Raw genomic sequence first — 20,623 nt, 5'->3', positions numbered from 1 at the left:
ATGACAACTTCGTTATTACATACCCCCGCCCCTTCATCACGCCGACTACAGGCAGGTCTGGCACTGTTTATTATCGCCGTGGTGATTGCGCCAGTGGTCGCCGGGCAGCTCGGTGGCAACTACTGGGTGAGGATAATCGACTTCGCCCTGCTGTATATCATGCTGGCGCTCGGCCTGAACATCGTGGTGGGCTTCACCGGTTTGCTGGATATGGGATTCATCGCTTTCTATGCCGTGGGGGCGTATCTGGCGGCATTACTGGCCTCCCCGCACCTGCTGGACGCCTTTCCGCTATTGCAGTCCTGGCTGCCGGACGGCTTACACACCTCATACTGGCTGATTGTGCCCACGGCTGCACTACTGGCAGCAATCTGCGGCATCTTGCTCGGTGCGCCAACGCTAAAATTGCGTGGTGATTACCTGGCAATTGTCACCCTCGGATTTGGCGAGATCATCCGCATCCTGATGCGTAATCTCGACCGCCCGATCAACATTACTAATGGTGCAAAGGGCATTTCGGGCGTCGATACGCTGTCACTGTTTGGCATGAAATTCAGCGGCGTACAGCACTGGTTCGGCATGAAAATCCCCTCTTTGTGGCTGTGGTACTACCTGCTGGTGCTGCTGATTGTGTTGATTATCACCATCTGCGTGCGTTTGCAGCATTCGCGAATTGGCCGTGCCTGGCATGCCATTCGTGAAGATGAAGACGTGGCGCGGGCGATGGGCATCAATGTGCGCAATTACAAACTGCTGGCCTTTGCCATGGGCGCGTCCTTTGGCGGGGTGGCCGGTGCGCTGTTTGCAGCGTTTCAGGGCTTTGTCTCACCGGAATCCTTCACCTTGCAGGAATCCATTGCCGTGCTGGCAATGGTGGTGCTCGGCGGTATGGGACATATTCCCGGCGTCATTCTCGGCGCGGTACTGCTGACCGCCCTGCCGGAACTGTTACGCAGCCAGGCCGCGCCGGTACAACAGGCGTTGTTTGGCAGCGTGCTGATTGACCCGGAGATCCTGCGTCAGTTGTTCTACGGCCTGGCGCTGGTGTTAGTCATGTTGTTGCGCCCTGCCGGCCTCTGGCCTGCCCGTCATACGGAGATAAAAGCATGACGCTGCTTACCATCAGCAACCTGAGTAAACGCTTTGGCGGCGTGCAGGCGGTGGATAACGTCGCCCTGGACATCATGCCCGGGGAAATTTACGGCCTGATTGGCCCCAACGGTGCAGGAAAAACGACCTGTTTCAACCTCATAACCGGTCTGTATCGTGCCGACAGCGGCCACTTTGCACTCAATGGCATCGCCTACTCGCCACGTAATGTAGAAAACGTCACCCGTGCAGGGATTGCTCGCACCTTCCAGAATGTGCGCCTGTTTAACGACATGTCGGTGCTGGAAAACGTCATGGTGGGCCGCCATGTCCGTACCCGCAATGGCCTGTGGGCAGCACTTTCCCGTCATCGCCGCGCACGCCAGGAGGAAGAGCAAACCCGCGAACTGGCCTGGCACTGGCTGGAATTCACTGGCATTGCACAGTTCGCCCACTACCGCGCCTGCGACCTTGCCTATGGTCACCAGCGCAGGCTGGAGATCGCCCGCGCGCTGGCCACCGAACCTCGCCTACTGGCACTTGATGAACCTGCCGCAGGCATGAACGCCGCCGAAAAAGTGGCGCTTGGTGAGCTGCTGCAACGCATCCGCAATAACGGCAAAACGCTGTTGATGATTGAACACGACGTCAAACTGGTAATGGGCATCTGTGACAGGCTCACGGTATTGGATCACGGAAAAGTGATCGCCAGCGGCTCTCCACAAAGCGTGCGCAGTGACGAAAACGTGATCGCAGCCTGGCTTGGAGGGCATAAACATGGCTGAACCTTTACTGCACGTCGAGCAACTTGATGTGCACTATGGCGGCATTCAGGCCGTGCGCAACGTGACCTTCACCCTGCATGAAGGTGAACAGGCCACGCTGATCGGCGCCAATGGTGCCGGGAAAAGCTCCACCGTACGCGCCATCAGCGGCTTACAGCCTTTTCGCGGTGAGATAATTTTCGCAGGGCACGCAGTGGCAAAACAGAAGCCGGAAGCGTTGCTGCGCGCTGGGTTGGTTATGGTACCGGAAGGTCGCGGCATCTTTGCCCGTATGACAGTACTCGAAAACCTGCAAATGGGTGCATGGCTGCGGCGAGATAGCCGCGCAGTACGCAACGATATCGACGACATTTTTAACCGTTTCCCGCGCCTTGGCGAACGACAGCATCAACTTGCAGGACTGCTTTCAGGCGGTGAACAACAACTGCTGGCGCTCAACCGTGCGCTGCTCAGCCAGCCACGGCTCCTGATCCTCGACGAGCCTTCGATGGGTCTTGCGCCACTGATGGTTGAAAACATTTTTAACGTCATTGCCAGTCTGCGCGCTCGAGGCGTCAGCCTGCTGTTGATTGAGCAGAATGCCCGACTAGCGCTGGAAATCACCGAAAACGCCTGGGTGATGGACAGCGGCAGCATTGTCCATCACGGCGACTCTCGCGCACTGCTGGCTGATGACAGCATTGCGCAAATATACCTGGGCGAAATGCCCGTTTAACCACAACCCACACCAGGGATCCCCCATGAAAAAAATAACACTTAGCCTACTCAGTACTGCCATTGCTCTTGCCGGATTATCTGCTGCACCAGCAGGTGCCCAGGAGAGCGAAACCGTGCTGATTGGTCTGGCCGGGCCACTAACCGGACCATCTGCGCGCATTGGCAAAGATCTGGAGAATGGCGCGCAGTTAGCCATTGACGACATCAATAACCAACATCCGGTGATCGGCGGCAAAGCGGTCACCTTCAAGTTACAGTCTGAGGACGATCAATCCGACCCGCGTACCGCCGTTGCCGTGGCGCAGCGTCTGGTCGACAGTGGTGTCGCAGGCGTAGTGGGTCACTGGAACACCGGCACCAGCATCCCGGCGGCCCGTGTTTACCATGATGCCGGCATTGCGCAGGTCGCACCGGTAGCGACCGGGCATGCCTACACCCGCCAGGGCTTCGACACCAGTTTCCGCGTGATGGGACATGACGATGATGGTGGCCAGTTCGCTGGTCAGTACGCCCTGCAAACGCTGAAAGCAAAACGCATTGCAGTGATTGACGATCGCACGGCCTTTGGTCAGGGGCTGGCGGATGAGTTCATTAAATCGCTGGAAGCGCAAGGTGTGAAGATTGTTGACCGCCAGTATGTGGATGACAAAACCGTCGATTTCAGCGCCGTGCTGACCGCGATCCGCAGTAAAAATGCTGATCTGATTTTCTTTGGCGGCGTCGATAGTCAGGCCGCACCGCTGGCGCGCCGCATCAAACAACTGGGTCTCAACGCACGGTTAATGGGCGCTGGCGGTTTTGTCAGCCAGACCTTCCTGCAACTGGCACAAAAAGAGGGCGATGGCGTGGTGGCGCTGGAACCGGGTTTGCCGGTGGATCAGATGCCGGGGGGAAAAGGATTTGAGCAGGCCTACCAGTCGCGCTACCACACCCATATCGAATTGCATGCACCCTTTGCTTACGACGCAACCCGTGTACTGGTAGCGGCAATGGAAAAGGCCGACTCCGTCGATCCTGCTAAGTATCTTCCGACACTGCGCGCTATCAGCTATTCCGGCGTAACCGGACAAATCGCCTTTGATAAAGAGGGCAATCTGAAAGCACCGTCGTTCACCGTTTACAAGGTAGTGGATGGCAAGTGGCAGCCGCAAACCGTATTAGGTGGCGCAGCAGCAAAGTAATGTAGTGAGGCAATGTGATGAGTGATAATAACGAGCTGGGCATCCTCGCCCGCCGCAAGATTGAAGCTGAAATTATTAAACCGATTTATGACATCCTGGTCCGCGAAATCGGGAAAAACCGAGCGCAAGCAATTATCGGCGAAGCCATTGAACAGGCGGCGGTAGCTGCAGGAGCGGAGTTTGCGCGCAATGAACCGCAGGGTGCGGATTTGCGCAGTTTTGTCGCCCTGCAATACCTGTGGGAGAAGGACAACGCACTGGATGTCAGGGTTATTGATAACGACGACGAACACTATAACTATGATGTCACTCGCTGCCGGTACGCCGAGATGTATCACGAAATGGGACTCGGCGAAATTGGGCATCTGCTCTCCTGCGCCAGAGATGAAAAATTTATCGTCGGTTATGCGCCGGAAGTTGAACTGACCCGCACCACCACAGTGATGCAGGGTGCGCCCTGCTGCGACTTCCGCTATCGCGTGAAAAAGGACAAGCCATGAGTGAAGTCATCACCGTGAATGCCGAACGACTGTGGTCATCCCTTAATACCATGGCGCGGATTGGTGCCACCCCCGCTGGTGGCGTTACACGACTGGCCCTGAGTGACGAAGATCGTATTGCCCGTGATTTGCTGCGCGACTGGGCGTTACAGGCAGGATTCCAGTGTGAGGTGGATACGCTCGGCAATATGTTTATTCGTCGCCCCGGTAAAAACCCGCACCTGCTACCGGTGCTCACCGGTTCGCATGTGGACTCGCAGCCGCTGGGCGGTCGCTACGACGGTATTTACGGCGTACTGGCCGGGCTGGAAGTACTGCGAACACTTAACGATCGGCTGATTGAGACCGAGCGGGATCTGCTGCTGGTCAACTGGACTAACGAAGAGGGTGCACGATTTGCCCCGGCGATGCTGGCTTCCGGCGTGTGGAGCGGGCAATTTAGTGAGAATTTTGCCCTTTCCCGCCAGGATCAGGCTGGAGTGAGCGTCGGTGAAGCGCTGCAAACCATCGGTTACCGTGGCACACAGCCAACCCGCGCCTTCCCGCTGCATGCCTGTTATGAAGTACATATTGAACAGGGGCCCATTCTGGAAGAAGAAGGCATCGATATTGGCGTTGTGCGCGCCGCGATGGGACAACGCTGGTATACCGTCACGCTGGAGGGGTTTGCCGCGCATGCCGGAACCACACCCATGACCAGTCGCCGTGATGCTCTGGCCGGTTTTGCCCGGCTGGTTCTGGCCGTTGAAACCATTGGCCTCACGCAAGTACCTGATGGCCGCGCAACTATCGGCATGGTGCAGAACACGCCAAATTCGCGCAATGTTGTGTCCGGCAAGGTTGTCTGTAGCGTGGAGTTTCGCCACCCGCAGACGGCGGCGCTGGAAAGTATGGAGCAAGCACTCTACCAGACCGTAGAGGCACTGGCGGCGCAGTTGCTGAATGCACGCGTAGAGCGGATTTTTGACTACGCTCCGATTGCCTTTGATCCGAAGTGTAGCGAACGCATTGAGCACGCCGCGACGCAACTGGGTTATGCCTGGCGAACGATGGTCTCCGGTGCAGGTCACGACACCTGTTACCTGAATGCCATTGCCCCGGCAAGCATGATATTTATCCCTTGCGAGAAAGGCATCAGCCATAACGAAGCGGAAAATATCCTGCCGTCGTGGTCAGAAAAAGGAGCCAATGTGTTGCTGCATACCCTGCTTGCAGCAGCAAATGAACGCGAATAACCGCCGGGCGACGTGTCTATCGTCGCCCTGATTTGCGTTGGTTTTTAATATTTGCCGATGAGATATGGCCACAAGTTACGTCATCCACTGCCCTGCCACTTCCAGCATGCCAATACAATACTTGCGCGCGCAGGGGTTAGTTGCAAAAGGTTTTCATGAAATGCGGCCAGTGCGTCCTGGTGAACTACGCTGACAATCGCCGAGTCGGGAAACCGGGCGCTCCGCATTTTATAAATGTGCTTCTCAGTTCCAGTGTAAGCACACCCGTTTGAGTTCCACGCACTTTTTGAGATTTCCGGTTTTGATCCCGTTGTGACGGTTTAATATCTTAGGATTTCCTTCTTATTTATTACCTATCGTTTTTCCTGAAGACCATAGCAATCCCTTGATCTTTTTCTGTGCTTGGCGCAGATTGATTTTTTTTGTCATCTTATGTTCATAACCAGGAAAACTAGTTGTCCTCCTGAAACACCTGAAACAAGTAACCCATGAGCGCTGCGAAAAAAACCTGTTTGTTAAAAATAACCTATTCAACGACTACATTACCTACCTCTGTTATTTTTTTCATATTTTTTATTGCCTGATCAGGAGCTTCCCCATTTAATTCAGAACTTGCTATAACAATTTTGGCAATATCAACCTCATAAATAACATCGCCATGTATCTGCACTTCAATAAAATTATAATCAGGATTGTCAGCATTTTCACCGGAAGTATTAATTTCATCCTGTCCTTGAGTATCTAAAGAGTGCCATCTATATCCTCCTTTTCCTGCTTCTCTACTACAGTATTCTACTAATCCCTTTATACCATCCTCGGTTAATGGAAAAGCCAAACCAGCCAGTCCGCCAGCCGCACCCAAACTGTCACCGCCAGTAATCGTGCACCTTTTTTTAATTGTATTTTTAAATTGCATATGACTATTCCCATAATAAGTCGATGGGGCAGCACCTTGATGATAGCCAGCAAAATTTAGCGCTGCATACTTTGGTCTTAAATTAGGCGACACTTTCTTGTTTAATGCCCTGGCTTGTGCTTCATCGCCAACGATTTTTTCAATATCATCATCCATTCCTCTCGGAATACCAAATTGCTCATGTTCTATCTTATCTCTTGAATCTACATGACCTTTCAAATTCCCCGCCATTATATTATGATGTTCTAATACCTCAAAAGAATTTAACATACTGGGCATAGACCAGTTTTTTGCCGCGTTATAGTCAAAGTTAAAAGTTACCTTTGCAGCCGTCATTTTCGCAATTAATTTTTTGGCCTGCTCATTATTTATCTTATTTCTTGTATCCCCCAACACTTTGCCACTGTTTTCTTTTGCAAACTCGACACGTTTTTTACCTCCTTCTAAGCTTTCTTTATATTGTACATCCGGAATTCTCTTGAGATCTGCAGTTGGTAGTTTTTTTGCCAACTCATGCGCACGAACCCTGGCGTCAAATGAGTTACCATTTATTAATATTCTCTTATACGCTTCAAGGCGTTCACGTTTATCATCATCAACTGCTACTTTGAGTTCATTATTTATCCTTTCAAGACGCGCTGCAACTTTGAATTTTCCGGTTCTTTCAACATGGTTTGGCGCTGGTCTTAAAAGCAACATTACGATATCACTAACAGCAGATCTTTGAATAACATTGCCCGGGTAACTCATCGTGGCCCTCTGCATTATTCCAGGCATCTGCACTCTCTCATTTTCGACAGGGGCAAAGTCCTGTTCCGTGAATATCTCCCACTGCCTTTGTATCGCAACACCGGAGCGGTTATCCTCAAATACAAAACCTTGTTTTTTATTATTTTTATTCTGAGCAACTGCATGAGAAGCCGTCCTGGTTTGATCTCTTTGCAATTTATCTGGTTGTGCATACATATCTTATGCCTCTAAATTTTCTTTAGCTTTATACAATGTCTAATGCACCAGGACATGACCGAGGTTAATGATACGGGTCTTTGCCATATCATCGTTTTTCATGTTGTAAGACAGCTGCTTTGAGTAGTTTTTCGTTGCACCTTTTCCTGGCGATTAACCTCTAAAACAGCAACGTAACGACTCCATTATAGCAAGTTTCTTGTGCTGTCTAAATTTTCAATACCCTTCACTAATGTCCCCCGCCGTTGTCGCCCGGATCACTTGTGCCGGAGTCACGCATAACGTTGTTTATGGTTGTAAAACCTTCAGCAAATGCGTTATAGCTATAAAATCTCAATTCGCATCGTCATCTTCTATTCTTAATCAGGAATATCTCATGCTAGATCTTTGCTTAGAATACTTAAAAGAAAGGATGAACCTATCAATAAAAAGCGTTTTTGATTTGTCAGACGACCTGGTGATCGTCTCTCCCCCGATAGATCTTGACGGGTCACAATCAGATAAAATAAAAAATAAGATCCTCATTTTCGTTAGCAATATCGAAAAAGATTCATTTTCAAAGAGTTATCGGCAGGATTATCACACCAATAGCACAAGGACATCTCTATCTTCGAAACCGCTTTTTATTACCCTGACAGTGACTATCGCGGCCAACTTCAGTACCAATCACTACTCTGACGGGTTAAAGGTGCTTTCTCATTTACTCGCATTTTTCAATCGTAATAACAGTTTTAGTCGCCAAAACTCACCGGATCTGCCTAAAAATATTGAGCAAATCAACATGGAACTCGAGTCTATACCCGGTGAACAATTAAGCCATTTGTGGGGGATATTCGGCTCACATTACCTGCCATCATGTCTTTATAAAGTCCGAGCACTTATCCCTGACAGCGAGGCTATTCTATCGCAGGTGGGCAGCATCCATGTATCCGATACCTCTATGGCAAAAAGAGACTCCTAAATGACGAATTATCAATCTATTTTAACCATCAGCGTGAAACATGATTACTACAATACGCGTAAAGATGACCTTGCACCGTTCGATATCTTTCCTGACGGGAATACCGCAACATTACTCCGACAGTACGGTATTCTTCAAAGATCCAAGCATGGTTATGCACAGCTGATTGTCGATACCGAGTTGTTTAGAGATCAGGTTAACTTGACCAAAGAGTTTAATTTAAGATTTTATCTCGTGGCTGCTGACCCACTGCTCCGAAGCATTACTAAAATGCCTGATATATTTGACATTTCAACTATAGATGCAGATTTTACTCAGAGCGAAACACTCAATCTAAACGTAGATAATTGGGGTGACAGTAATCAATCAAGTGAGGTAAACGCCCATAACAGGAACCTAATTAGTATTCTTAACATACACATCCCACAGGAACGTCTTAACTTAGAAAAAAAGTCTCTCACCGTTTGTTACAGTGCCATATCGGTTTATTGGCAATATCATATATTTAATTTAAATGCAGAAAAAGAGTACAACATTCCTTCTCTATGCGAGGGCGATCCATCCTTTACTGAACAAGATCGGGAACAGGCCCTGGATAAAATGATGCGAGTGTTTCTGTCCAACAACGAAATCCCTTTGAGGAAGATTTATACTCAACCATTCTCATTGTTAACCGACAGAAAAATCATAATTAACTCACTCCCCTCGCCCATCCCAGCAAACATATCAACATCACTCATCGACGGAAATCAAAAACATATCGCTCACATTTATGTCAACTGATGTCGTGACAATAAATAATTTCGCACTCAATTCAATGACAAAAATCGTTAAGTTTAAATACAAACCACGAGATTTTGAAGCTTGCTCTACATTTTAAATTCAAGCCACCTTGTTTTAGAAAATTTAAAATTGGCACTGAAATGCAAATTAATCCATTGTCTTACAATTATTCGAGAGAACTGCAAAATGCCGTAATACCAATATTTCGGCAATGCGCTAAGACGCCGGTGTCATTTGACTCCTGGTCATACTTTACTTAAGCACCACTTAAATACAAACGTCGAATTGTCACGGATGTATATAATATCATTCATCTCAGTTCGTCAATAACCACACCTCAGTCAACAATTACTGAATGGACAATGAAAATGTTACAGTTCTACTATATTGATACAAGTTAAAACAGTGGCTAAGTTTTCTCGACATCGGCAGTTGACAGAAAACACTGCAAACGCTATACAAGACATATCAGCATTTAGTCAGTCAGATAGTTCTTATTGAATGCCTTTCTTAACAGTGCTTATTCCTGTGTGTTAACAGTTGGGCATGGTCGCCACCTAATTAACTGAAGGTCCACACTATGGGCGTAATGAAAACACCGGGTGTCTATATTGTTGAGCAGAATGCATTTCCAAACTCTGTTGTAGAAGTTGCGACTTCAGTTCCAGCATTTATTGGGCATACGGAAAAAGCCGACAATGGCGGCAAGTCCTTAAGTAATCAGCCATGGCGTATTACATCAATGTCTGAATACCGTCAATATTTTGGCGGTGAACCTCAGCATATATTTGAAATAGCCGAAATCAGCAAAACCCCCGACACCAGTAGCAGAGAAGCATTTAAGCAGGCAGGGAAAACCTACCAGATTACGCAATCAAACACCCGGCATCATCTTTACTACAGCATGCTGCTTTTCTTCCAAAATGGTGGCGGTGCTTGTTATATAGTCTCGGTTGGCAGTTACGCTGATGATATTGATGCTGGAGTATTAAAAGGGGGTATTCTCCCTCTCATTAAAGAAGCTGAACCCACCATGCTCATCATCCCTGAAGCCATCCAGTTGGCGGAGGATGATTGTATCAATGTAGAGCAAGCTATGCTTGGCCACTGCGGTGGAAAAATGAAAAATCGCGTTGCCATTTTAGATATCTGGAACGGTTATAAAGATCGCCAGCACCCTGATGGTGACTGTATTGTGAATTTCCGATCTAAGCTTGGTACCAGTTATCTCGACTTTGCTTCTGCTTATTATCCGTGGCTAAATACTTCAATCGTCCAGGACAGCGACGTCAGTTTTCGCAATGTCAGTAATTTAGATAAGCTTGTTGAACTGCTGAATACCGAAGTTGCCGCAATGTTTAGTGACTTAGAGGGGCTTTCCGAAGAGGAGCTCAGTACCGGTGGTAACAAACTAAGAGCCACACGCAAAAAGTCGATGCTGGATGAAATCGCTAAGCTTAGTACTGAACTCTCGCTCCCTGATGCGGTATTGCTGCACAAGATCCTTTTTAATATAAGCCCGCTTTACCAGACCATTATGGCGGACATCAAATTCCAGCAAAATATTTTGCCCCCCTCCGCGGCAATGGCCGGTATTTATACCATGGTTGATAACTCTCGCGGCGTATGGAAAGCACCTGCAAATGTCAGCGTAAACGCGGTTGTCTCACCAACCGTAAATATCAGTGATGATGAGCAGGAAGATTTAAACGTCACAACCCAAGGTAAATCAATTAATGCTATTCGGCCGTTTATTGGTGAAGGCACGCTCGTCTGGGGTGCAAGAACACTGGATGGCAATAGTCTGGACTGGCGTTATATAAACGTCAGACGCACGATGATTATGTTAGAAGAATCAATCAGGCTTGCTTCGAAAGCGTATGTCTTTGAGCCCAACGTTGCCAATACCTGGGTATCCATGGAAAGTATGCTAGGTAACTTCCTGTATGGGATCTGGAAACGAGGTGGTTTAGCTGGTTCAACTCCGGGAGAAGCTTACATTGTAAGCGTCGGTTTGGGTAAAACCATGACCGCTAATGATATTTTGGAAGGCATTTTACGTATTACCGTATTAGTCGCTATCGCACGACCTGCCGAGTTTATCGAGATCACCTTCCAGCAAAAAATGCAGGAGTCGTAGATTTCTACGTAGTGTCTCTATGCGGTTAGCATTCAATATCGTCAAGTATAACGTGGATAGTTTTTCAGGAGACCCCCATGGCAGATGATGGTTCAGCTCAATCCGAAACAGTATGGCCAATGCCAAAGTTTCATTTCGAAGTGAAATGGGATGGCGGAGCAGGCGCTGGAATGGTGTCAGCATTTCAGGAAGTTTCAGGTCTTGATTCAGAAGCTCAGCCCATTGAATACCGGGCTGGTAATAGTCCCGTATTTTCGACCATAAAAATGCCAGGGCTGATAAAAAGCGGTAATATCACTCTTAAGAAAGGTATTTTTAAAGGTGATAATAATTTCTACACCTGGTATTCCAAGATCAAAATGAACACCATAGCCCGAACTGCCATCACGATAAACTTATTAGATGAAAGTGGGGCGCCAGTGATGAGCTGGAAGCTAAAAAATGCCTGGCCGACAAAAGTGACCGGCACCGATTTAAAATCGGACAGTAATGAAGTGGCGGTGGAAACGATTGAACTTGCCCATGAAGGGTTAGAGATCTCCGTCTGATTTATACAATCAGGCGCTATCTGACTCTTTATTTAGAGGCAGATTTTATTTTCTCACCTATTGAGCAAGTGAAATCATGGTGACAATAAAAGGTGCAGGTGCAGCCCAGGGAGAGGGTGAGTGGCCTCTTCCCGCTTTCTATTTTAACGTTTCTATCAGCGGATGTGCTGATGACACCGCCTTTCAGGAAGTATCCGGGCTGGAGTTCCAGATAGAAACTGAAGAGTTCAGCGAGGGAGGCAACAACCTGGTTTACCATCTGCCAAAAGCGATAAAAAGTAGCAACCTGACGTTAAAGAGAGCTGTTACGGATAAAAAGTCTCCGCTCATTACCTGGTGCCTGGGTATTTTAAACGATCAGTTATCAAAACCGATTTCGACCAAAAGCGTTTCGATCAATTTACTGAATGAAAATGGAACTACCTGTAAAAGCTGGACTGCATCAAATGCCTATCCGGTTAAGCTAAAGGTTGAACCCTTCAGCTCAATAAAGAATGACGTTGCAATAGAAGAGATCGAAATCTGCTTTAGCCGCTTGCAAAGGAATTTATAACTGTGCCAGTAGAGATAAAACAGCTCGTCATTAAGTCAAAAACGATAAGTGACGATACAAAATTTGAACAGCTCGATACCAATATACCGAGCCATGAATCCGAAAACAAACAACAAGAGAAAGGCTTCTCTTATCATTTAATTTCCTCATCGAATGAAACAAGAGAAAGATAGAGGCTTAAGATAAGGGAATGCCACATGGAAAGAATAACGATAAAATCGATGACTTCTAGCGGAAGCGTCGCACAAACATTCTCAGCAACATTAAACCCTAACAGCATTAAGCATAACTTTGGGATTTCTTATACCAACACAGGTCTGCAACAACAAGGCGATATCTCACCAAAAACGGCATTTAAGGGTTATGAAAGCGAAAAGCTAGAGTTCGAGCTTTTGCTTGATGGTACGGGCGTAACCGGTAACACAAGTACTAACACTGTACAAAAACAACTCGCCACGCTTAAAAAAGTCACTTATGCCTACAACGGTGAGCAGCATGAACCCTATCCAGTTGTAATAACATGGGGCACATCCGTGAGTTTTAGAGGCAGATTAACATCAATAAATATTAATTACTCTCTGTTTGACTCATCAGGCAATCCGCTGCGCGCCACTGTGTCGCTTAGCTTTACCAAATTTTTAACCCAAAAAGAAAAAAGTGCGTTAAAAAAACAGTCCTCCCCTGACTTAACTCACATTATTGAATTTAAGGCAGGCGACTCCCTCCCTATGCTATGTCATAAAATCTATAACGACAGTAGTTATTATATTGAGGTTGCCCGCGCTAATAACCTAATAAGTACCAGGCAAATCAAGCCCGGCACCAAACTTTACTTCCCACCTTTAATTTAGCCACCAGGATTATTATGGCCATTTCCCCATCATCCAACAGCACAGGCGTAACGACGTATACTATCAAAGTGGGTGGTAATGCGATTGATAGCTCCATCGGCGTGATCGGCATTCATATTTATTATCAGGTAAACCGTATTGCGACCGCAGAGATAACCATCAGCGATGGCGATATGGCTTCTCAGCGCTTCGATATTAGTGATGCTGACACGTTCAAACCCGGCTCAATCATCTCCATTTCCGCCGGGTATGCAAGCGAAGAAAAAACTATTTTTGAAGGCATCATAATCAGCCATGGTATAGAAATTACCGCAAATAACAGCACATCGCTGAATATTGTCTGTAAAGACCAGGCAATCGCTATGACTATAGCTAAGCATAGCCAATGCTTCCTCGCTCAATCTGACAGCAGTATCATGAGTAGCCTTATCGCAAAATATCCCAGGATCACAGGCTCTGTCGGCAACATTACGGATCCGTATGCTGAACTTGTCCAGTTCAACAGCAGCGACTGGGATTTCATTCTCACCCGCGCTGAAGCTAATGGCTTTGTTGTCACTAACCAATCAAACAAGGTCACGATCAATAAACCGTCAGTAAGCGGCTCCGCTGCTCTTGTAGTCACTTATGGCACAGATTTAATGTCGTTTAGCGCCAGGGTGGATGCACGAAATCAACTTGCTTCTGTCACCGCTTCAGCCTGGGATTCGACCAAACAGGATAGTGTTACAGGTACCGGCGCGGTGCAGTCAATCTCGGGTCAGGGCAATTTTACGAGTCAGGATTTAGCCAAGGTGCTGGGGATCAGTGATTATAAGTTGCAAACCTCTTCCACGATAAGTTCGGACTCTCTCACCCGCTGGGCCAGCGGGCAGCAGGTCAAAGCAATGCTGAGTAAGGTACGAGGAAGCGTGACTTTTCAGGGTAATGCAAGCGCGACTATCGACAGCTTGCTCGAACTGGCGGGGGTTGGGGAGCGTTACAATGGCTCGCATTATGTCGGTGGCGTTCACCATAGTATTGAAAAAGGCCAATGGATCACCACGGCCGAATTGGGCATATCTCCGATGTGGTCAGCGGAACATCGTGACGTTGGCGCCGCCCCCGCCTCCGGTTATCTCCCACCCGTCGACGGCCTGCAAATCGGTGTGGTCACTAAATTAGATGAGGATCCGGATTCAAACTATCGTATTCAAATAAAACTCCCCATGTTGAATAGTGAATCTAATCTAATTTGGGCACGCCAGGCGACTTACTATGCTTCTTCTGGCTGCGGTAATTTTTTCATCCCCGAAGTGGGCGATGAAGTTATTGTTGGCTGCATCAATCAGGATCCCAGCAATCCGATTATTTTGGGCTCGGTGTATAGCAGCAAAAATAAGATGCCAAACGAGCTTACAGCGGACAATTATATCAAATCAGTCGTAACCAAGAGTCAACTAAAAATAACTTTTGATGATGAAAACAAAATCGTGACATTAGCAACGCCAGGTGGCAACTCCATCATCATGAGCGATAAGGGCAAATCCATTACCTTAACCGATCAAAATAACAATGCGATAAGCATGAATGAAAATGGTATTGCCATTACCAGCAACAAAGATATCACTATTTCAGCCAAAAGCGCGGTCAGTATTCAATCCACAAGTGATACGACTATCAAGGCGACAGGTGATGCAAAGATTTCAGGTTTAAATGTGTCAGCGCAGGCTAATACGGGTTTGTCGCTAAAAGGAAATGCAACGGCGGAACTTTCTTGTTCCGGGATAACGACCGTAAAAGGCGCACTGGTCAAAATCAACTAGCGTTCTGCGGAGATAACTTATGCCCTTTGCTGCAAGAATTACCGATCTGCAAACCTGTCCGATGGCCACGCCGGCGCTTCCCCCTATTCCACATGTTGGGGGCCCAATTATAGGCCCAGGTGTACCTACGGTGCTCATTGCAAATTTACCTGCGGCGGTAATTGGTGATTCCTGTGTCTGTGTCGGGCCGCCGTCGACGATTATTAAAGGCTCAGCAACGGTCATGATTGGCGGCAAACCGGCCGCACGAATGGGTGACGCCACCAGTCATGGAGGGACCATTGTTTTAGGATGCCCAACAGTCATGATTGGCGGTTAATGATCACCAATAAGGATCGCATATAATTTATGGCAAACAACAACGCATTTCTAGGGACGGGCTGGGCATTCCCCCCGCGGTTTGTCGGGCCGAATCATCAGGCTGCCATGAGTTCTGATATTCAGGATATTGAGCAGAGCCTGACGATATTACTCTCCACTACACCCGGAGAGCGACCTATGGCACCCGACTTTGGGTGCCGGATTAATCAATTTGTATTTGAAGAACTGACACAGACGGTGTTGACCCAACTCGAGTCTGAAATTCGCTATGCCATTTTATTTTTCGAATCACGCATCAATGTCGATGAGGTTCTTTTTTGGCCCGAGCAGCTCACTGGGCAGTTACTTATTCAAATTGATTACCGCGTCATCACGACGAATACGCGCAGCAACATGGTTTACCCATTCTATCTCAATGAAGGTACCTTGATATCACCGCAGCTGCAGCCGTTAACAAATGGATGGGGTATCTCAGAATGACCTCACGGCAACAACGACTGGACGAGGCGGTTGATGCATCAATAATTAAACCGCACGAACTTAGCTTCGAACAATTGATTGTTTGGGTCCATCAGTTTGCACAACAACTTCCCTTTCGTAACCTACAGGACCACATTGATGGTCATTGGGGAAATCTATTCAAACAAAATGAAATCGTGGTATGCGCCGCCATAGCAACCAGTAATATAAATCAGCTTCAGGTGCAGTTTAAACAAACCCAATCCCAAGGTCAGGACGTGACGACTGAATTCTTATTTGTGCTGTTAAAGCGACTGCAGGAATGGTATTTGCACCTACCGGGTACTCCAGACACAGCTTATCAGTTCAAATACTATTTGTTGCACGAGTATCAGTACCACCTGTCACTTCCGCTCAGGCTTGTCATTACGCGTCTGCCTGAGCATTTCAGCGCACGCGTGCAGGAGCTCGATGCATTATGGAACCTTGACCAACAGAAATTAGATACTGCGACCCAGGTTTTACAACACAGCAGTTTTAGCGAGCAAATGCGTCACTGCTTTGCAAAAATAGTTTATGTCATCGAAAAAATAAAACAGCAAAGCCAGCAGGTATTGCAAGCTGCATTAGTTCATCAGGAAAACAACCCGCAGCAGGCGCTTTACTTCACCTTCCTGAAACTTTTCGAACATGCCCAACAAAGCCTGAATCTCTTCACGCAGAGACATTTGCAGTTCTATTATCAGCAGGTCCTGCAACAAGAGAAGTGCATTACGCCCGATAACTCTGTCTACCTGAAGCTATCGTTAAATAATCAAACCAATAAGACGATTCAGTTTGAGCATGGTGCTGAATTTAGCCCCGGTTATGATCCTGACTTCAGCCCGATAATCTATCGCACCGCCTATCCGATTGAGGTGACGGATGCCGAAGTGTCGCACGTTTTTAATCTCACGTTGCAACGAGATCCGCTGGTTTCACCGGAAAAAGAAACGGGGTTCGTATATGGGGTGAGTGGACAACAGCTGCGCATAGAACCTCACGCCAGGGGGGATGACTTCCCCAATGCGCAACGATTTAATTTATTCAGCAACGTACACAAAATAGAAGCGAACACGCAGCAGATGGGGCTGATTATCACCGATCCTATATTTTCGATGCAGCAAGGAAATCGCTCCATTGATATCGTTTTTCATCTCAAAGAGGTGAGATCGGGCATTATTTCTCAGGAATTACTGACGCTGAATGATAACAGCGCCGCCACCGCAGCATTAATCAGAATATTCACCCTATTACTGACGGTGAACGCCCATCTGTTTGAAGACTGGAGCGCTCGTATCGCCGCCCGTGACTTAGTAAAGGACATATCGCCAGAAGAACTTAATCAGCTTCAGCAGCAAAAGCAGCCGCAACGTGTCTCGACAGCCTATAAATTGTTTTATCTGCAAATGTTGCAATTTATCTCTTCAACCACGGACAAAGGGATGGAATATGGTTTGTCAAAAACAGATCTGCTCTTTCGGGTTATCGGCCAGATTATTAGCCGCCGCGGTCTTTACACGACCCCATGGTTATCCAGGACAGATATCAACAATATTCTGATCTGCATAAAACCGATTCTTGCTGCCGAGCCTATCGCATTTAATACAATCAATGAGCTCCTCAGTTACTCATCGACTGCTGCTTTTTATCAACTTTTTCAAGGTATTTTTGAGATTGAAGCCTCTACCGAAAATGGCTGGGAGACACTCACGAACATTGAGATCCACCCCTGCACAACCCGCGAGTGCCGCATTGGGTTTAAGGTGAAATGTCACGCTGACACCGGATTTCCGCCCATAACGCCCCTTCATGCCCAACGTTCACACAGCGCATCACTAAAAATAACCTTGAAACGGCAAAGTAATTGCTTCCCGTACGCCATTTTCCGTGACGTTGAGTTAGCAAACCTGACGATCACAACTCAGGTGCGGGGGGTAACCCAGATACAATTATTTAATCCAGAGGGACAGGTTGATTCATCCCAGCCCTTCTTCTTATTTGGTTCTCAGCCTTATTTTGATGCTTATGCTGTGATTGCGAGCGAAGAAATCGCCAGAAAGTCCCTTCGTCATTTATCGCTACACCTCCATTGGGCTGGACTTCCTCGGGGGTCAGACGGCTTCAAACAGTATTACGCCCAATATCCGACCCCTTACACCAACGACAGTTTTCAAATGACGGCGGAGGTGCTAAATAATGGCAAGTGGGTTGAATTTGGCCCCGCTCACATATCTCTATTTACGCCTTCCAGCGGCGTACTGAATCATGATCGGCACCTGCAGTTTTCTAGCATTAATAACAGTTACACGCCGATTATGCACTCATGGCCTCAAACGCCCTACAGTAACCAATCAGATCTCCGTAATGGACTGTTTAAATTAAAGTTAACCGGTCCGGAAAAGGCATTTGGTCACAAAGAATATGCGCCGTTGTTAAGCGACACGCTAACGTATAATGTGACCAATAAACGCAAAAGAACACTACCTAACCAACCCTATACACCATTGGTTGCCCGGATATCAATCGACTATTCGGCGGAAGCATCCATTGATTTAATTAGCAGCGATAATCACCTTCAAAGTGAAATTATCCACTTGCATCCTTTTGGGGAAAAGATAATTTATCCACCAGCAGAAAGTCATCAACTCAGACACCCTAGATTCTTTCCTAAGTACCAGGAAGATAGTCATTGTTTTATCGGCATCACCGCAACCGAATTATCCGGCTATTTAAATATTTTCTTTGTTTTTGATGGCAACTCAAAACTATTAATGCCATATCCTTCAACTTCATATACGTGGTATTACCTTGTTGATAATGAATGGCATGCGTTACGCCCTAATCAGATAATCCACGATACTACCCTCAGTTTTCTCACCACTGGCATCGTTACCCTGGATATTCCAGCCGACATTAACACCAGGCATACTGTGATGCCATCGGGCCTGTTTTGGTTGCGCGTCAGTACCAGCAAAGGAATTGATCGATATCCGGGTTGCCAGCACATCGCGACCCACGTGGTGAAAACGACAGGAAAAGGTGCCCCGCTCGCCGATGATGGAGTTACCACGCTACCTTTTGCCGCGTGGCGAAGTATTCCACGGAGGCCCAGTCTGGGCGCTATCTCCCAATTAAATGCGCTGACAAAAACGCCCGACATAGAGAGCGATCGTCATTTTCAGATGCGCGTCAGCGAACGCCTGCGTCATAAAGGAAAGGCGTTAACCCCATGGGATTATGAACACCTTATTCTGGAGAATTTTCCTGAAGTTGGCGCGGTGCATTGTTTCCCTACCCGGACTTATAACACGAATACCCCGCAGCCTGGCCGCGTGCTCATTATCGTGACCCCGTTGCATACCGCCTGCGACCACTCGCTATGCTCACCCCGGCAATTAGATTCTTCATATCTACTCAAAATCAGATGTTTTCTGTTGGCCGTTTCGCGCTCGCATGTACACATAGAAGTACGCAATCCTGGCTACGAAAAAATCCAGATTCGGTGCAAGGTTGCCCTTAAAGCCGGGGTCAGTCATGGACCCGCTTTGCGAAAACTGGAATACGCCATTAAATCACAGTTATGCCCCTGGGAACCGAACACGCTCAATACGGGTTTAGGCTTTTGTTTATCACTTGAAAAACTCAGTGCCTTTATTCTCAAGCAAGAAAATGTCATTAACGTCAGTGCATTATCAGCACTAAAAATCAGCATCGATGAAGATACGGATTACTCACTTCAGGACAGTGCGGCAAGCACTCAGCCGATTCGTGCAGCCTTGCCATGGTTTTTATTGATCCCGGAAGAGCATCACTACATTCAGATTTCTCCCGATAATCTTACGTATAGACCCTTGACTGTAGGTATCGGGGAATTAGCGATCGGTGAACAATTTATTGTTGGCACCTCAACGAATTCGAATCAAGAAGGGACCAAAAAATAATGGCAAAACGCAATCGCAGCACGCTGAAAAACTATTTCCGTCACGGCACTATGCCGTCGGCAGAACATTTTTCAGATCTTATTGACTCGTGTGTTAATCAGATTGATGAAGGTTTTATCAAGCCGCCGGAAACGGGGCTTCAGCTGCGGACGTTAGACCAGCAACATATTCTGAGCTTCTATCAGCAAAATAGCCACGATACGCCGCTATGGCACGTTGGCTTTCCCCCCCAGGGAAATAATCTGCACATATTCGCAAATCAGGATGCAAATATCTCGGAAGAAAACCCGGACAATAACCCAACGGATCCGTTAATAAATCTCTCCATGACGCCAAAGGGAAACGTGGGCATTAATACCGCGACCCCAAAACAGGCCCTGGATGTCAATGGTACCGTCGCTTCTCAAGGCAGAATGGGGATGGTGTTTATCGAGACGCCCATTCCCGCCGATGGCGAATGGCACGATATTACACCTGAGCTTGAAGGATGCCATATGCTCGAAGTGGTCGCCGGTATCGGTATTCGATACAGCGGGCGTTATGCTCTGGCCCACGCTATCGCCATTAATACCTGTGCCCCCAATAAGCGTTGGTGGCAGCGTAAAGACAAAAATCCCATTACTGTCTCTCAGGCATACTTTCATTCTTCGGGCGACAAAATTCAATTTCGCTGGCGGCAAAAAAACCATAAAGGCACGGTGCGCCCTTATGCTTTGCAAATTCGTACCAATACCCCATTTGGCGAGAACCGTACGATCCAATACCACATCACGCAATTATGGAATGACAACTTCATGCAGCAATGTCAGCACGTGGTAACGGAGGAGTAA

At 47.5% G+C, this 20,623-nt stretch carries 18 protein-coding genes; 17 read left to right on the top strand and 1 reads right to left on the bottom strand.

Annotated elements, in window-relative coordinates; all coding sequences use genetic code 11:
- Genes AC5JPW_RS17360 through AC5JPW_RS17335 form a run of 6 tightly spaced genes read left to right on the top strand, consistent with a single transcriptional unit; the run spans position 1 to position 5,507 of the window.
- Positions 1-1,110 carry an ABC transporter permease subunit gene (locus tag AC5JPW_RS17360; protein ID WP_494242316.1) on the top strand — a complete coding sequence of 370 codons (1,110 nt, stop codon included), beginning with the start codon at positions 1-3 and terminating at the stop codon, positions 1,108-1,110.
- Entirely contained in the window at positions 1,107-1,874 is a 768-nt protein-coding gene (locus AC5JPW_RS17355) for an ABC transporter ATP-binding protein (RefSeq protein WP_494242315.1), read from the top strand. The genes AC5JPW_RS17360 and AC5JPW_RS17355 overlap by 4 nt, the downstream gene beginning before the upstream one ends.
- Positions 1,867-2,589 (top strand): ABC transporter ATP-binding protein, encoded by a 723-nt coding sequence (locus tag AC5JPW_RS17350; RefSeq protein ID WP_494242313.1) that lies wholly within the window; start codon positions 1,867-1,869, stop codon positions 2,587-2,589. Before AC5JPW_RS17355 ends, AC5JPW_RS17350 begins: the two co-directional genes overlap by 8 nt.
- 25 nt (positions 2,590-2,614) lie before the next feature.
- On the top strand, positions 2,615-3,772 hold the full coding sequence (locus AC5JPW_RS17345; RefSeq protein WP_494242311.1) for a branched-chain amino acid ABC transporter substrate-binding protein: 1,158 nt from the start codon (positions 2,615-2,617) through the stop codon (positions 3,770-3,772).
- Between the two features lie 17 nt (positions 3,773-3,789).
- Complete coding sequence (locus AC5JPW_RS17340) at positions 3,790-4,272, top strand: L-2-amino-thiazoline-4-carboxylic acid hydrolase (RefSeq protein WP_494242309.1); 483 nt, start codon at positions 3,790-3,792, stop codon at positions 4,270-4,272.
- Positions 4,269-5,507 carry a Zn-dependent hydrolase gene (locus AC5JPW_RS17335; RefSeq protein ID WP_494242308.1) on the top strand — a complete coding sequence of 413 codons (1,239 nt, stop codon included), beginning with the start codon at positions 4,269-4,271 and terminating at the stop codon, positions 5,505-5,507. Before AC5JPW_RS17340 ends, AC5JPW_RS17335 begins: the two co-directional genes overlap by 4 nt.
- A 526-nt stretch (positions 5,508-6,033) precedes the next feature.
- Here AC5JPW_RS17335 and AC5JPW_RS17330 read toward each other — a convergent pair.
- Positions 6,034-7,389: a hypothetical protein gene (locus AC5JPW_RS17330; RefSeq protein WP_494242306.1), complete on the bottom strand. Its 1,356-nt coding sequence runs from the start codon at positions 7,387-7,389 to the stop codon at positions 6,034-6,036.
- A gap of 376 nt (positions 7,390-7,765) precedes the next feature.
- Here AC5JPW_RS17330 and AC5JPW_RS17325 point away from each other — a divergent pair, with 376 nt between their 5' ends.
- From AC5JPW_RS17325 to AC5JPW_RS17275, 11 genes are all read left to right on the top strand, one after another.
- Positions 7,766-8,350, top strand: coding sequence for a Pvc16 family protein (locus AC5JPW_RS17325; protein WP_494242304.1), 585 nt, complete (start codon positions 7,766-7,768; stop codon positions 8,348-8,350).
- Positions 8,351-9,133, top strand: a complete 783-nt coding sequence (locus AC5JPW_RS17320) for a hypothetical protein (RefSeq protein ID WP_494242302.1) — start codon at positions 8,351-8,353, stop codon at positions 9,131-9,133.
- Between the two features lie 580 nt (positions 9,134-9,713).
- Positions 9,714-11,273: a phage tail sheath family protein gene (locus AC5JPW_RS17315; protein WP_494242300.1), complete on the top strand. Its 1,560-nt coding sequence runs from the start codon at positions 9,714-9,716 to the stop codon at positions 11,271-11,273.
- Between the two features lie 77 nt (positions 11,274-11,350).
- A complete protein-coding gene (locus tag AC5JPW_RS17310) occupies positions 11,351-11,821 on the top strand; it encodes a phage tail protein (protein WP_494242298.1) in 471 nt (156 codons plus the stop codon).
- Positions 11,822-11,897: 76 nt separating this feature from the next.
- Positions 11,898-12,374 (top strand): phage tail protein, encoded by a 477-nt coding sequence (locus AC5JPW_RS17305; protein ID WP_494242297.1) that lies wholly within the window; start codon positions 11,898-11,900, stop codon positions 12,372-12,374.
- Between the two features lie 197 nt (positions 12,375-12,571).
- The gene (locus AC5JPW_RS17300; protein ID WP_494242295.1) at positions 12,572-13,225 is read left to right on the top strand and encodes a CIS tube protein; all 654 of its coding nucleotides are present in this window, start codon (positions 12,572-12,574) and stop codon (positions 13,223-13,225) included.
- Between the two features lie 14 nt (positions 13,226-13,239).
- Positions 13,240-15,030 (top strand): type VI secretion system tip protein VgrG, encoded by a 1,791-nt coding sequence (gene vgrG / locus AC5JPW_RS17295; RefSeq protein ID WP_494242293.1) that lies wholly within the window; start codon positions 13,240-13,242, stop codon positions 15,028-15,030.
- Positions 15,031-15,049: 19 nt separating this feature from the next.
- Positions 15,050-15,349 (top strand): PAAR domain-containing protein, encoded by a 300-nt coding sequence (locus AC5JPW_RS17290; RefSeq protein ID WP_494242291.1) that lies wholly within the window; start codon positions 15,050-15,052, stop codon positions 15,347-15,349.
- A gap of 29 nt (positions 15,350-15,378) precedes the next feature.
- Positions 15,379-15,831: a GPW/gp25 family protein gene (locus tag AC5JPW_RS17285; RefSeq protein ID WP_494242289.1), complete on the top strand. Its 453-nt coding sequence runs from the start codon at positions 15,379-15,381 to the stop codon at positions 15,829-15,831.
- A complete protein-coding gene (locus AC5JPW_RS17280) occupies positions 15,828-19,793 on the top strand; it encodes a baseplate J/gp47 family protein (protein WP_494242287.1) in 3,966 nt (1,321 codons plus the stop codon). Before AC5JPW_RS17285 ends, AC5JPW_RS17280 begins: the two co-directional genes overlap by 4 nt.
- On the top strand, positions 19,793-20,623 hold the full coding sequence (locus AC5JPW_RS17275; protein ID WP_494242285.1) for a hypothetical protein: 831 nt from the start codon (positions 19,793-19,795) through the stop codon (positions 20,621-20,623). The genes AC5JPW_RS17280 and AC5JPW_RS17275 overlap by 1 nt, the downstream gene beginning before the upstream one ends.

The organism is Phytobacter sp., assembly GCF_059074235.1.
This window is presented reverse-complemented; position numbering and strand designations above follow the sequence as displayed.